This window comes from Brevibacillus daliensis, from assembly GCF_021245735.1.
GTDB lineage: Bacteria > Bacillota > Bacilli > Brevibacillales > Brevibacillaceae > Brevibacillus_B > Brevibacillus_B daliensis.
On record NZ_JAJISB010000006.1, the window covers coordinates 94,821 to 107,346 of the forward strand.

Consider the following 12,526-nt stretch of genomic DNA (forward strand, 5'->3'; position numbering starts at 1 on the left):
ACTTTCTTCGCTGACCAGTAGTAAATACTAAAAGCGATAGTTCAGATATAGAAACAAACAACGTTAATCGTTGATCTTTTTAGGAGGTGAACAACATGGCAGTTAAAATTCGTCTAAAACGTATGGGTCAAAAAAAGGCTCCTTTCTACCGTGTGGTAGTTGCTGATTCTCGTTCTCCACGTGACGGTCGTTTCATTGAGGAGATTGGGTACTACAATCCAGTTGCTCAACCAGCAGTTGTAAACATTGACAGCGAGAAAGCTGTACAATGGATCCTGAATGGTGCACAACCTACCGATACAGCTCGCAACTTGCTTTCCCAAGTAGGAGTACTTGCGAAAGTAAATGAAGCGAAGTTCGGCAAGAAGTAGGAATGGGATGGTGATCTTTAGATGATAGCTTTGGTCGAAACAATCGCAAAAGCTCTTGTGGATCATCCTGAACATGTGAAAGTAAACGCAGTGGATAAAGAGCGCATCCTTGTTTTCGAACTTTCCGTTCATCCTGATGACATGGGAAAGATTATCGGTAAACAAGGGCGCATTGCAAAAGCCATGCGTACGGTTGTAACAGCGGCTGCAGTGCAAGCTGACAAGCGGGTTACAGTAGAAATCGTTTAAAAAAGACTGGGGGACTCTCCAGTCTTTTTTTCGCATCTACTGACTTACTTACTTAAGTAACTCACTTACTACATCATTTTCACTGTCGGAAGGAGAATCCTATGATCAGCATCGAACGCGCGATACATGTGATTATTATTTTGACAGAGAAAACAAAAGAGACATTACGGGAAGAATATCTGAATAAAGCCCAGCTTGTACATATGCAAATGGAGCAATGGCTTTTTCAACGCAAAAAGCTGTTGGCAGAAGCAGAGAAGCGTTCTGCTGATGGCTTGCGCCTTGTTCAGGAGCATCTGGAAAAAGAGGAACAGGGCTTGCGTGATAAATTATCTACGTTGCAGTTTCAACTCGAACAGTTAGACAAGCTGCCAGAGGGCAGTGAACTCCATTATCAAACGCTGAAAAGTTTTGTACCTGTACAGGTAGGGGATGTCTGGAAAGAACGAGTAGGAGAGGCAGAGATCGTCATCAAGGATGGCATTGTGGTGGAAATTCGCCAAGGAGGCTCGAAATAAGTGACGCAAATGAAATATTATACAGTGGGAAAACTGGTAAACACGCAAGGTTTACGTGGGGAAGTTCGGGTAGTCTCCACAACTGATTTTCCTGACATTCGTTTTAAAAAAGGGAACAAGCTATTGCTGTTTCTTGAAAAACAAAATCAGCCGATTGAACTTGAAGTAGCTTCCTTTCGTGAACATAAAGAATTTTTTATCCTGACTTTTAAAGGCTATCCAACGATTAATGATGTGGAAAAATTAAAAGGTGGAGACTTGAGAGTACCTGAAACCGACCTGATTGAGCTAGATGAAGACGAATTTTATATTCATCAGCTGATCGGTTGTGAAGTGTTTACAGATGAGGGAGAGCTTCTTGGTACAATTAAAGAAGTACTGCAACCGGGAGCAAACGATGTCTGGGTTGTAAAAGGAAAAGGCGGTAAAGAAATTTTGTTGCCGTATATTGATGATTGCATTAAGCAAGTTGATGTACAAAATAAAAAAGTAATCTGCCATATCATGGAAGGCTTGCTGTAAGGGAGAGGGTCTTGATGCGTATTGATGTACTCACTCTCTTTCCTGAGATGTTTACAGGTGTACTCAACACTAGCATCCTGGGAAAAGCAGCAGAGAAGGGCATCGTAGAATTCGGTGTTACCAATTTTCGCGACTATTCCAAGAGCAAGCACGGCAATGTAGATGATACCCCATATGGTGGCGGGGGTGGCATGGTCCTGAAGCCAGAACCGATTTTTGACGCGGTAGAGGACTTGCTTGTGAGTGAAGAGAGCAAACCACGAGTCATCTTGATGTGTCCACAAGGGAAACGGTACAATCAAAAGCTGGCGGAGGAGCTAGCTCGTGAGGAACACCTGATTTTTATCTGTGGGCATTACGAAGGGTACGACGAGCGAATCAGGGAACATTTAGTGACCGATGAGATTTCAATTGGTGATTATGTGTTGACTGGTGGAGAGCTGGGAGCTATGGTCGTGATTGACAGTGTGGTTCGTTTACAGCCGGGTGCGCTAGGCAATGAAATGTCTGCTGTGACGGATTCTTTTTCAACAGGGTTACTGGAGCATCCCCACTATACACGACCTGCTGAATACCGTGGCTGGAAGGTTCCTGATATCCTGGTTTCTGGTCATCATGCCAATATCGATCGATGGCGTTTAAAAGAGTCGTTAAAGCGTACATGGGAAAGAAGACCAGAGTTGCTTGATGAAATAGAGCTAACAAAAGAGATGAATAAATTGCTAGAAGAGATTCGCTCGGAGGCAACGAAGGAAGAAGAATAAAGAACAGAGTATGTCGTGGAATAAGGTTGATATAGTAATGTCTGGAAAACCATGAGTTTCTCTTTATATCAGCTATTTTTAACCGAGATTTATAGAATAAAAATCTTGTACGGAAGGGCAAGGTGTGCTATTATATTCCTTGTGGCATTTTGCCCGTTGAATACGACGGTCCGCTACTCGTTCTTGAATCGACAGGTTCGATTCTTGGTTTGAAAGGCGAGTAAGAACGTCTGTGTGGAAGGAGTGAGATTGAAGATGAATCAAATCATTCGTGAATTGCAAAAAGAACAATTGAAAACGGATCTTCCTGCGTTCCGTCCTGGTGATACTGTACGTGTACACGTAAAAGTAATCGAGGGAACTCGTGAACGTATTCAGGTGTTCGAAGGTGTTGTTATCCGTCGTCGCGGTACAGGGATCAGCGAAACTTTCACTGTTCGTAAGATTTCTTACGGCATTGGTGTTGAGCGTACATTCCCGTTGCACACACCTAAAATTGACAAGCTAGAAGTAGCTCGTCATGGTCGTGTTCGTCGTGCGAAGCTGTACTATCTTCGCGATCGCGTAGGTAAAGCTGCTCGTATTAAGGAAATTCGTCGATAATAGACAAAGGGGGGCTGGTTGCAGTCCCCCTTTTTTCCGCAACTATAAGTATGTAACACTATAGATTTAGTAGGGACGGCTTCAGACAGAAAGAAGTCGTCCTTATTTGTTTCAAGAATAAAAAGAGTGCCATAAAAATGTGTACAGATGCCCACACTTATATATAATAGAGGATGAAACTGGTTAAGCAGGAGGAAAAAACATGAGCGAAAACGCAGCCTCGACTACGAAGAAAAAAAATGAAGCATGGGAATGGATTAAAGCGATTGCGATCGCACTTGCTTTAGCCTTCTTTATACGAACTTTCTTATTTGCCCCGTTTATTGTCGAGGGCGAATCAATGGAGTATACCCTGCATAATACGGAAAAACTTCTGGTAAATAAGGCACTTTACCACATTAGAGAGCCTCAACGTGGAGAGATTATTGTTTTCCATGCAACAGAGAAGAGAGATTATATTAAGCGTGTCATTGCCGTTGCCGGTGATACAGTTGAGATGAAAAATGATCGGCTTTTTGTGAATGGCGAAGAAGTGGAAGAAACGTATCTAACAGAGAAAAAACGAGAAGCTGAAGAGGAAGGTAAATTACCTCTTACAGATGATTTTTCTAAGACAGTGCCTCCTGGACATATCTTTGTTCTAGGTGATAACCGTAAGCACAGTGAAGACAGCAGACATATTGGTGCAGTACCTGTAGAAAATGTCGTAGGACGTTCAGAATTCGTTTTCTGGCCTTTGGACCAGATTCGTATGACAAGATAACTGCTTACGCATGATATAAGAACAGCATGGATATAAAAGTAGGTGAAGTGAAATGACTATTCAATGGTTTCCTGGACACATGGCGAAAGCACGTCGCCAGGTTACAGAAAAACTGAAGCAGATTGACGTGGTAATTGAACTATTGGATGCCAGACTACCACTTTCAAGTAGAAATCCGATGATCGACGAGATCGTCGCAAATAAACCACGTTTGATTTTATTAAATAAAGCAGACTTGGCTGATTCCTCCGTTACAGATATGTGGGTTCAGTATTTTAAGGGACTGGGTGTACGCACATTGCCAATCGATGCACTGTCAGGTAAGGGTGTTAACAAGCTACCATTACTTTGTCAGGAATTAGCTTCCGAAATGCTTCAGAAACGGACGGACAAAGGTATGCAGGCCAGAGCCGTACGCATCATGATTCTGGGTATACCGAATGTAGGGAAGTCTTCTCTCATTAACAGACTAGCGAAGCGGTCGGTAGCCCAAACAGGTGACAGACCTGCTGTTACTAAATCGCAGCAATGGGTAAAAATGGGCGATACACTCGAACTGCTCGATACACCAGGTATCTTGTGGCCTAAGTTTGAAGATCAGATGGTAGGATTGCGCTTAGCAGCAAGTGGTGCAATTAAGGATGAGTTAATCGATTTTGGAGAAGTTGCTCTTTTTGCAGTACGTTATATGATGCATTACTATCCGGAACGTTTACAAGACCGATTCAAGGTAAGTGAACTACCGGAGGATGGCGTAGAAATGCTTGAAATGATCGGGAAAAAACGTGGATGTATGGCATCAGGTGGACACATTGATTATGATAAAGCCGCTGAGCTGTTCCTGCGTGAACTACGATCTGGAAAACTGGGAGAAGTATCATTGGAGCGCCCGCTTGATTGGGAAATGGAAGTACCAATTGGTAAACCGCGTTCCATTTATGACGAATAGTATTGCAACCTTTCTCATTGATATGGGGAAGGTTTTTTTACTGTATCAGAAAATATAAACTTCAGAGCTTCTCACGCTGATACGCATGAAAAACATCCGCTAAGGAAGGACCAGCTTCTTCGAAAAGACTTCGATAGAAGTTTTTCTTATTAATCAGCAACAAAATCTATAACGTTCCCAAAAAGCTTTTTTGTCAGAGGTTCTATCATGCGCTACAATAACGTATAAAGCAAAATTCGAGAAAAGATAACAGGAGTCCTATCAATGAATATCAATGAGATGTCGATACAACAAATAAGAGCTATACTTGCTGAGAATAACGTCACAGATGAACTGCGATCAGCACTCTCTTCCGATCAGCGAAAAGGGGTGCAAGATCTGCTGCGCAAGTTAGAAGCCCAAGAAAAAAAGCAAGCTCAGCAAAAAGCCCTATGGGATACGATGACTCAGTATGAAAAAGCCTACTGGGAACAAGGAAAAAGCATTGTAGTAGGCATAGACGAGGTGGGAAGAGGTCCGTTGGCAGGACCAGTGGTAGCTGCTGCGGTCTCCCTTCCAGCAGATTTTTATTTACCAGGACTAAACGACTCTAAAAAGGTCCCTCCTGCGCTACGTGAGGCATATTACGAGGTTATTATGAGAGATGCTTTGTCGGTAGGGATAGGGAATGTATCGTCAGAGCGTATTGATGAGATTAATATCCTGGAAGCTACCAAGGAAGCCATGTATGAAGCGGTTACTAATCTGGGTGTTTCGATTGATGCTTGTCTTATCGATGCAGTCCATTTAGCAAAACTACCTTATGAACAAATCTCTTTAATAGGTGGCGACGGCAAAAGCGTTTCAATTGCTGCCGCTTCGATTATAGCCAAGGTTACGAGGGACAGACTTATGCAGGAGTATGCACTGACCTACCCTGAATATGGATTTGCTCAACATGCGGGATATGGCACGGCAGAACATTTACATGCGCTTCGTACATATGGTCCTTCCCCCATTCACCGGAAAAGCTTTGGGGGAGTTAAGGAATTGATATCGTTGTAGATCATAGATAATTTCCTCTAGGCCAAGAAAAGTAGATTTTTGTTCATTGAAGATATGAATATGGTCTGTAGTAGTTTCACATAAAAAGGAGGGATGTAAGCGTGTTGCGAGCTGGAGAATTGATCTCAAACATCTGGAGTAAGGCCCAGACGAGTGGAACGAAACAACTTGAGCTTACCCCGAATCAATTGGTCAAGGGTACTGTAGTAAAAATTTTGCCCGATCACTCTGCTGTCGTACAGATGGGTGGCATGCAGGTTGTTGCACGAATGGAAACGCAGCTTGAACCAGGACAACAAGCCTGGATGCAAGTACAAAATAGTACTGAGCCAATCACGTTAAAGGTCGTTCAGACAGAAGCACAGTCCATGGGAAAAGAAGCAAGTATCGAAGGATTGCTACGTTCATTTGGACTACCAATTCGAGCTGAATGGAAGGAAGCCATGCAATTCCTTGTTGATAAAAATCTGCCAGTCACAAGAGAATCAGTGATGCAGGTTGGTGCCATCATTAAAGCACACGGAGGTGGAGAAGAAGTATTGTCAGCAATACAGACAGCTTTGCAACGACAATTACCTTTGTCCTCTACCGTTGTAATGGCACTCCGCTCATTTTTACTAGGGAATCAGATTACCACAAATATGCAAAATCTGTTACAGCTACTCAATCAATTTATTGGGAATGAGAATACCGGTAATGCTTCTGGTGTACAGACGCAAGGACAAACTCTGGGGCAAGGGCAGGGACAGCAACAAATTGCGCAACCTAGTCAGTCCGCAGGTTCTAGCGCACAACAAGGTGCTCCTAACTCTCTCTTAGGAACATTGAATACGTTGAAACAATTACTTACTTCACTTCCTCTTCAGGTATCAGATCTACACGTGAAGAGTGATTCCAATCAGGTAAATGGACGACCTATACAAGCTCAACCAGGAACGACATCTCCTATCGGCAATACTGTCGTGCAGAGCAGTAGCCCACAGAATTTGGCAGGAAGGCTTACAGGTAATACACTAGGACAATCTATAGGTCAAAATCAATCACCTAATGGATTCCCCCAGACACAAGGGATATTAACTGAGGGAGGACCTATAAGTAATGTGACAGCTAACCTCTCTGGAAATGTTGCAGGGTTAAATAATGCGACTGGGGGCACTCCTGCTCATTTATTATCTGCCAGATCTTTAGACGGAGTAGCTGGCTCGCCCTTGAATAGTGGAATGAATCCATCTGAAAATAAAGGTAACACTCCTTTCAGTGCACAAGGAAGCAGTTCTTCAATAACAAATTCAGTACAACCAGCGGATCATCAACAGCAGAATCAACCAGCAATAAGTCAAATGAATAATCAGGCTGGTACTCAAAATGGCACGAGCAATCTGACTACGCCCAACCAGCTTGCAAATGGATTTAATCCTTTGCTTTCAAATAGTGGGGGAGCAGAAGGAAATTCTTCAGCACCTTCAAACAGCCAGATACTTAGGCAAGCTGCCCAACAAGGGCAAGAGGTGCAAAAGAGTAACATCCCCGTCTTACAACAAAAATTAGAAATGTTAGGAATGGGGATGGAGCGTTCTTTATTGCATGGAGTAGCAGATGGTAACGATTCGGGTGAACGATTGCAAACCATAAAGCAGCTTCTTTTACACATCACGCAATCAACGCATGCATTACCAGCTGCAATGAAAGAAGCCGCAGATACCTTGTTACAACAGATTACAGGACAGCAGTTGATGCTTGCCACTTCTCAGCAATCTCAACCCTTAACTCACGTGATGATGCAGATACCACTGAAGACACCAGATGGTAGCGGTGAAGAGACGGCATTTGTACATGTCGAAGCAAGGAAGCAGAAGAATGGGAATTTGGATTCTAACAATTGCCGATTGGTATTCCAGCTTGATCTACAAATGTTGGGTTTCACCATGGTAGATGTAAATATCGTTAATAAAATTGCAAATATACAGGTTTACAATAATCAGGAATGGCTGGAACAAATGGTGACAGCTGAGAGGGAAACTCTTCAGAGACAACTGCATGATGCGGGATATCAATTGTCAATTTTACGAGTTCAGCCCATGCCAGGTACGGAATCTGGGGCCCTTCGTCCTTTATTTGATAAGGAGCGGGCAAGCACTCCTGCCTATAAAGGAGTAGATTTTCGGATTTGATCGGGGGAGATTTACATGGCAACGAATAACGGGCAAGGATATCAGTCAAAAAAAGCAGTTGCATTAAGATATGATGCAAATCAGAATGAAGCCCCTCGTGTCATAGCCAAGGGAAGAGGATATGTAGCGGAAAATATCCTCCAAAAGGCTAAAGAGAACGATATTCCGATCCAGGAAGATCCTTCATTGATAGAAGTGTTATCCAAACTGGATCTCGATCAACAAATACCTCCAGAATTGTATCAGGTTGTTGCGGAGGTCCTGGCTTTTGTCTATCGCCTTGATAAAAGAGACAAACTACTATGAGTGACAGCAGAAAGCACCTTGGAAAAATTGGTGAGGAGTATGCGTCTTCCTTTCTTCGAAATCTAGGATATGAAATAGTAGACCGGAATGTACGGTTACCAGGGGGAGAATTGGATATAGTAGCCAGAGATGGCGGGGAGCTAGTAATTATTGAAGTGAGGAGCAGAAAAGGAAAGCAAAAGGACATTTCCTATGGTTCACCACTTGAATCAATTACATGGCGCAAGCAAGCTAAGTTAAGACAGCTGCTTATTCATTACTTACAACAAAATCAACACGTCTACAACTCGTTTCGAATAGATGTAATCGGTATCTTGTTTTCCCCCGACCTCGATGCACCACCTCTTTTCATTGAACATGTGAAACATGTGTAAAAAAATTAGGCTAAGTTTTCGTGATAAGTGTCTACATCAGAAAATAGAGTGAGTGCGTAAGATAAAGTGTACTCGACACGTACTAACTCCTCCACAACAGGACAATTTTCCTCCCATCATGAATGTAGGGAGGAGTTTTTTTTTGTGGGAAGATGGGGGAATTTTTCTGCGACTTGTCTGGGGATACCTTTGCCCAGAAGTTTCTGTACTCAAAAAATAAAAGATTGTATCAATGTTCAGCATCTCTTTTTAACTTTATAATAATAAAAAGAAACCATTTTCTTTTTATTTGAAAAGAAAACGGTTTCGGGTTATGAAATAATCAATTGGTAATTAGTGCTATGTATTACTCTTTTGTAACTGGAATTTCAGAAAGACAATCGTTGCAAATAATTTTACCTTTAAAATGAACAATTTGATCTGCATTTCCACAGAAGATACAAGAAGGTAGATATTTTTTCAAGATAACACGTTCGCCATCTACATAAATCTCCATTGGATCTTTAATTTCGATGTTAAGGGTACGACGCAATTCAATAGGTAATACAATGCGGCCTAATTCATCAACTTTTCTTACAATTCCTGTTGATTTCATGAGAATAATCCCCTCTCTCCTAGATGTTCGTCAACAATAATCGACATTTTTTGCTAAGTCCATAGTACCAATATTTAATAAAATAGTCAATAATTCGTTACTTCAAAAATGTGACTAAATAACTAACAAATAAGCCTTGTTTTCGCTTACATAAGCAGATGCTAATACATGCACAATGGAAAAAACTGTTCAAAGCAAGCAATTACATGAATTATTTCGCAAAACATAACATCCTTGGCTAGGGAAGATCTATTAGGAAGAAACGACCAAAAAAGTATGCCTAGAGATTATTTACCCGAATATGGACAATTGCAAACCTGTTTTTTTATTTTATCTTAAAAAGATATAATAAAATTAAAAATGACTAGGATTATGTACTATATTTTATAATCAAGCGAGCGATATTGAATGGCTTCTGCCACATGACTGCTATTGATTTTCTCAGAAAAATCCAAATCGGCAATTGTTCTCGCAACTCGGATAATCCTATCGTATCCCCGGGCACTAAGGCCTAAATTTTTAAATGCTAGTTCCATTAATTGTCTCCCCTCTTTCTCCAATACACCAAAAGCTCGGAGTTCATTTCCAGACATTGTACTATTAAATGAAAAATTTTTTCGATGAGGATAGCGCTCTAGTTGAATCAGTCGTGCCTTCTCCACACGCTTGCGAATATCAACGGAACTCTCGCTGATTCTTCTGCTAGATATTTCTTCAATGGAAATACGAGGTACTTCTAAATGTATATCAATACGATCGAGCAAGGGCCCAGACAATCTACTGCGATACCGCTGAATCTGTTGGGGAGTACAGGTACACTCCTGCTGGCCTTTAGAACCGTAGTAACCACATGGACAAGGATTCATCGAGCCAAGCAACAGAAAGCGTGCGGGATAGGTGTATGTTTGTTTTGAACGGCCTATAATGATTTCACCTGATTCTAACGGCTGTCTAAGGACTTCCAGAGCTGCACGGGAAAATTCAGGCATCTCGTCGAGAAACAGAATTCCAGAATGTGCCAGGCTGCACTCACCGGGACGAGGGATTTGGTTTCCACCACCAGCAAGTGCACTTTGAGAAATCGTATGATGAGGTGAGCGCAACGGCCGAGTACGAATTAATCCCCCGTGAGAACGTAATTGGCCTGCAATACTATAAATCTTGGTCACTGCAAAGGATTCTTCGATATTTAATTCCGGCATGATTGAAGGTAAGCATGTAGCCAGCATTGTTTTGCCAGAACCAGGTGGACCAATGAGTATGACATTATGCATACCGGCAGCAGCCACTTCAAGTCCTCGTTTAACGAAATGTTGACCAATTACATCACAAAAGTCAGGGGTTTGAACAGCATTCTCAAAGGTCCTCTTCTTTTTGGAAGGGAAAGTAGAGAATCGTACTTCCTGGTGCTGTGGATCAGACATTTGCTCATCGGATGCAGTTTCTATTAGTTCTACTTGTGTATGTGTATCATTATTTTCCCCGGACCATCGTTTTACTGCCATTTTTAAGTGGTTGGCTGACAAAACGGTTAGTCCTGCCAAAGCAGCTTCCTCTTGGTTTTTCTCAGGCAGGAGAATCTGGTCAAAGCCATGCTCATGAGCGCTTAGAGCCATTGGTAATACACCAGGAACAGGACGTAAACTACCATCTAAGGCTAACTCTCCTAAAATCAGTGTGGGGGTTGCTGGCGTCTTCATTTGTTCTGAAGCGATCAACACACCTAACGCGATGGCAAGATCAAAGGCAGATCCATCCTTTCTTACATCAGCAGGGGCTAAGTTGACGGTGATACGTTTTAGTGGATATTCATAACCAGCATTTCGCAAGGCAGATCGGACTCTGTCACGCGCTTCTTTCACCGCACTTCCACCTAATCCGACAAGCTCAAAGTGAGGTAATCCATTCGATATATCAACCTCTACTGTTACTAGTAATCCATCTATTCCGTGTACCGTAGCGGCATATAGTTTCGCATACATAAAGTAGTTCCTCCTTATTCAACATTCCTCTGCAAGCTCTATATCAATACCATAGTAAAAGACAAACCCTCCTCGCAAAAATTCTTTATTGTCATAGGCAAATCAAATATTTTTCAAAACTGAAATCTATCTTTCAATAATGAAAAATAAGAAAGAAACTTTTTTAAGATTCTGCGGAAGAGTGGGTCTAACAAAACGCCTCTATCTTCATTGTTCCACCGATTTACAGTTTAGGTAAAAAAGCTAGCATATATATTTCGGATATTCAGTTAAATAAGATGAGCACAAAATCAGCAGGGGAGGGATTCATTCGTGAAGGTAGAGTATACACACAGATTTGATTTGCCAAGGGAACAGGTATGGAAATACATACAGGATGAAGAGGTCGTGCAAAAAGCATTATATTCCTAAAAAATGAGAACGATGTTTACCCGTCGATCCTGGCTGGTTTTTCATATAAGGTTTTATGAGCCAGCCGATTCATCTCGTGATTTCAATCACGAGATGAATCGGCTTCGGACAAGGCGTATCTTCAAATACGTCAATTGTCCGACATATGTTATTCTGTATTCAGGTCATCTATGGAATCCTTCTTATTTTGTGGCAACGGTTAGTGATCATACAGGAGCACAAATACGAGAATACATCCAAAAACAAAAAGTGAGGTGAGAACAGTGATTGTGAATAAAGCATATAAGCTTCGTATCTATCCTAATAAGGAACAGGAAATCTTAATAGCTAAAACAATTGGCTGTTCTCGGTTTGTATTTAATCGCTTTTTGACACAACACAATCCGAAGTTTTTTCGCGCGGTGGAAAAATTTAGCAATGGAACAACGCATTCTTTCCAGACGTAATCGTGGTAGTTCTAACTGGAATAAGCAACGAATCAAAGTAGCTCGTATCCAAGCAAGTGTCAAATATGTTAAAGAATCACAAGCTATCCAAAGCAATTAGCGAAGTTTCTTGGTCACAATTTAGAACGATGCTTGAATATAAAGCAAAATGGTATGGCAAAGAAGCTGTGTCTAAAACCTTTGCAAGTTCTCAGATGTGTTCAGGCTGTGGCTATAAAAACAAAGACGTTAAGAATCTAAACCTTCGTGAGTGGGACTGCCCTTCTTGTGGCACACATCACGACAGAGATATTAACGCAGGACAAAACCTTAGAGACGAAGCTATAAGACTTCTAACCGTAGGGACTACGGGGATAGCCTAATCAATTAGAAACCGTTAGGTTTCCGTACTTAGGAATTTCGTCACTTTAGTGATGAGAGGTTCATTCCTTCCCTTACTTCCTGTACAATATGAATAA

Annotated in this window: 15 protein-coding genes and 2 pseudogenes; 15 read left to right on the top strand and 2 right to left on the bottom strand. The window is 41.7% G+C overall.

Features of this window, described 5'->3' with window-relative positions; genetic code table 11:
- Window positions 1-95 precede the first annotated feature (95 nt).
- The 12 genes from rpsP to LM917_RS08185 all read left to right on the top strand — a co-directional run bounded on the left by rpsP (window position 96) and on the right by LM917_RS08185 (window position 8,634).
- The gene (gene rpsP, locus LM917_RS08130) at window positions 96-371 is read left to right on the top strand and encodes a 30S ribosomal protein S16 (RefSeq protein ID WP_232697001.1); all 276 of its coding nucleotides are present in this window, start codon (window positions 96-98) and stop codon (window positions 369-371) included.
- Window positions 372-392: 21 nt separating this feature from the next.
- Complete coding sequence (locus tag LM917_RS08135; RefSeq protein WP_232697002.1) at window positions 393-620, top strand: KH domain-containing protein; 228 nt, start codon at window positions 393-395, stop codon at window positions 618-620.
- A gap of 101 nt (window positions 621-721) precedes the next feature.
- The gene (locus LM917_RS08140) at window positions 722-1,138 is read left to right on the top strand and encodes a YlqD family protein (protein ID WP_232697003.1); all 417 of its coding nucleotides are present in this window, start codon (window positions 722-724) and stop codon (window positions 1,136-1,138) included.
- Window positions 1,139-1,147: 9 nt separating this feature from the next.
- Window positions 1,148-1,660 (top strand): ribosome maturation factor RimM, encoded by a 513-nt coding sequence (rimM, locus tag LM917_RS08145; RefSeq protein ID WP_232697170.1) that lies wholly within the window; start codon window positions 1,148-1,150, stop codon window positions 1,658-1,660.
- 14 nt (window positions 1,661-1,674) lie between these two features.
- Window positions 1,675-2,424 carry a tRNA (guanosine(37)-N1)-methyltransferase TrmD gene (gene trmD / locus LM917_RS08150; RefSeq protein WP_232697004.1) on the top strand — a complete coding sequence of 250 codons (750 nt, stop codon included), beginning with the start codon at window positions 1,675-1,677 and terminating at the stop codon, window positions 2,422-2,424.
- Between the two features lie 255 nt (window positions 2,425-2,679).
- Window positions 2,680-3,027 carry a 50S ribosomal protein L19 gene (gene rplS / locus LM917_RS08155; RefSeq protein WP_232697005.1) on the top strand — a complete coding sequence of 116 codons (348 nt, stop codon included), beginning with the start codon at window positions 2,680-2,682 and terminating at the stop codon, window positions 3,025-3,027.
- Window positions 3,028-3,229: 202 nt separating this feature from the next.
- Window positions 3,230-3,790: a signal peptidase I gene (gene lepB, locus LM917_RS08160; protein WP_232697006.1), complete on the top strand. Its 561-nt coding sequence runs from the start codon at window positions 3,230-3,232 to the stop codon at window positions 3,788-3,790.
- 52 nt (window positions 3,791-3,842) lie between these two features.
- The gene (ylqF, locus tag LM917_RS08165) at window positions 3,843-4,739 is read left to right on the top strand and encodes a ribosome biogenesis GTPase YlqF (RefSeq protein ID WP_232697007.1); all 897 of its coding nucleotides are present in this window, start codon (window positions 3,843-3,845) and stop codon (window positions 4,737-4,739) included.
- Window positions 4,740-5,003: 264 nt separating this feature from the next.
- A complete protein-coding gene (rnhB, locus tag LM917_RS08170; protein ID WP_232697008.1) occupies window positions 5,004-5,783 on the top strand; it encodes a ribonuclease HII in 780 nt (259 codons plus the stop codon).
- A gap of 101 nt (window positions 5,784-5,884) precedes the next feature.
- Entirely contained in the window at window positions 5,885-7,954 is a 2,070-nt protein-coding gene (locus LM917_RS08175; RefSeq protein WP_232697009.1) for a TP0910 N-terminal domain-containing protein, read from the top strand.
- A gap of 15 nt (window positions 7,955-7,969) precedes the next feature.
- A complete protein-coding gene (locus LM917_RS08180; RefSeq protein WP_232697010.1) occupies window positions 7,970-8,260 on the top strand; it encodes a FlhB-like flagellar biosynthesis protein in 291 nt (96 codons plus the stop codon).
- Window positions 8,257-8,634, top strand: coding sequence for a YraN family protein (locus LM917_RS08185; protein WP_232697011.1), 378 nt, complete (start codon window positions 8,257-8,259; stop codon window positions 8,632-8,634). The genes LM917_RS08180 and LM917_RS08185 overlap by 4 nt, the downstream gene beginning before the upstream one ends.
- A 346-nt stretch (window positions 8,635-8,980) precedes the next feature.
- Here LM917_RS08185 and LM917_RS08190 read toward each other — a convergent pair whose 3' ends face one another.
- Together LM917_RS08190 and LM917_RS08195 are read right to left on the bottom strand one after the other, a co-directional pair.
- Window positions 8,981-9,229, bottom strand: coding sequence for an AbrB/MazE/SpoVT family DNA-binding domain-containing protein (locus tag LM917_RS08190; protein ID WP_232697012.1), 249 nt, complete (start codon window positions 9,227-9,229; stop codon window positions 8,981-8,983).
- Between the two features lie 377 nt (window positions 9,230-9,606).
- On the bottom strand, window positions 9,607-11,211 hold the full coding sequence (locus LM917_RS08195; RefSeq protein ID WP_232697013.1) for a YifB family Mg chelatase-like AAA ATPase: 1,605 nt from the start codon (window positions 11,209-11,211) through the stop codon (window positions 9,607-9,609).
- Between the two features lie 504 nt (window positions 11,212-11,715).
- Here LM917_RS08195 and LM917_RS08200 point away from each other — a divergent pair.
- The 3 genes and pseudogenes from LM917_RS08200 to LM917_RS08210 form a co-directional block, all read left to right on the top strand.
- Window positions 11,716-11,880 (top strand): transposase, encoded by a 165-nt coding sequence (locus tag LM917_RS08200; protein ID WP_232697171.1) that lies wholly within the window; start codon window positions 11,716-11,718, stop codon window positions 11,878-11,880.
- Between the two features lie 11 nt (window positions 11,881-11,891).
- A pseudogene (locus tag LM917_RS24770) lies at window positions 11,892-11,948 on the top strand (helix-turn-helix domain-containing protein); the annotation flags it as partial.
- A gap of 45 nt (window positions 11,949-11,993) precedes the next feature.
- Window positions 11,994-12,430: pseudogene (locus LM917_RS08210) on the top strand (zinc ribbon domain-containing protein); the annotation flags it as partial.
- Window positions 12,431-12,526: the final 96 nt, after the last annotated feature.

Coding starts and splice junctions, on each gene's coding strand:
- ylqF (WP_232697007.1), top strand. CDS start 3,843: ATGACTATTCAATGGTTTCCTGGACACATGGCGAAAGCACGTCGCCAG.
- trmD (WP_232697004.1), top strand. CDS start 1,675: ATGCGTATTGATGTACTCACTCTCTTTCCTGAGATGTTTACAGGTGTA.
- LM917_RS08180 (WP_232697010.1), top strand. CDS start 7,970: ATGGCAACGAATAACGGGCAAGGATATCAGTCAAAAAAAGCAGTTGCA.
- LM917_RS08135 (WP_232697002.1), top strand. CDS start 393: ATGATAGCTTTGGTCGAAACAATCGCAAAAGCTCTTGTGGATCATCCT.
- LM917_RS08140 (WP_232697003.1), top strand. CDS start 722: ATGATCAGCATCGAACGCGCGATACATGTGATTATTATTTTGACAGAG.
- lepB (WP_232697006.1), top strand. CDS start 3,230: ATGAGCGAAAACGCAGCCTCGACTACGAAGAAAAAAAATGAAGCATGG.
- LM917_RS08200 (WP_232697171.1), top strand. CDS start 11,716: ATGAATCGGCTTCGGACAAGGCGTATCTTCAAATACGTCAATTGTCCG.
- rimM (WP_232697170.1), top strand. CDS start 1,148: ATGAAATATTATACAGTGGGAAAACTGGTAAACACGCAAGGTTTACGT.
- rpsP (WP_232697001.1), top strand. CDS start 96: ATGGCAGTTAAAATTCGTCTAAAACGTATGGGTCAAAAAAAGGCTCCT.
- rnhB (WP_232697008.1), top strand. CDS start 5,004: ATGAATATCAATGAGATGTCGATACAACAAATAAGAGCTATACTTGCT.
- LM917_RS08190 (WP_232697012.1), bottom strand. CDS start 9,229: ATGAAATCAACAGGAATTGTAAGAAAAGTTGATGAATTAGGCCGCATT.
- rplS (WP_232697005.1), top strand. CDS start 2,680: ATGAATCAAATCATTCGTGAATTGCAAAAAGAACAATTGAAAACGGAT.
- LM917_RS08185 (WP_232697011.1), top strand. CDS start 8,257: ATGAGTGACAGCAGAAAGCACCTTGGAAAAATTGGTGAGGAGTATGCG.
- LM917_RS08195 (WP_232697013.1), bottom strand. CDS start 11,211: ATGTATGCGAAACTATATGCCGCTACGGTACACGGAATAGATGGATTA.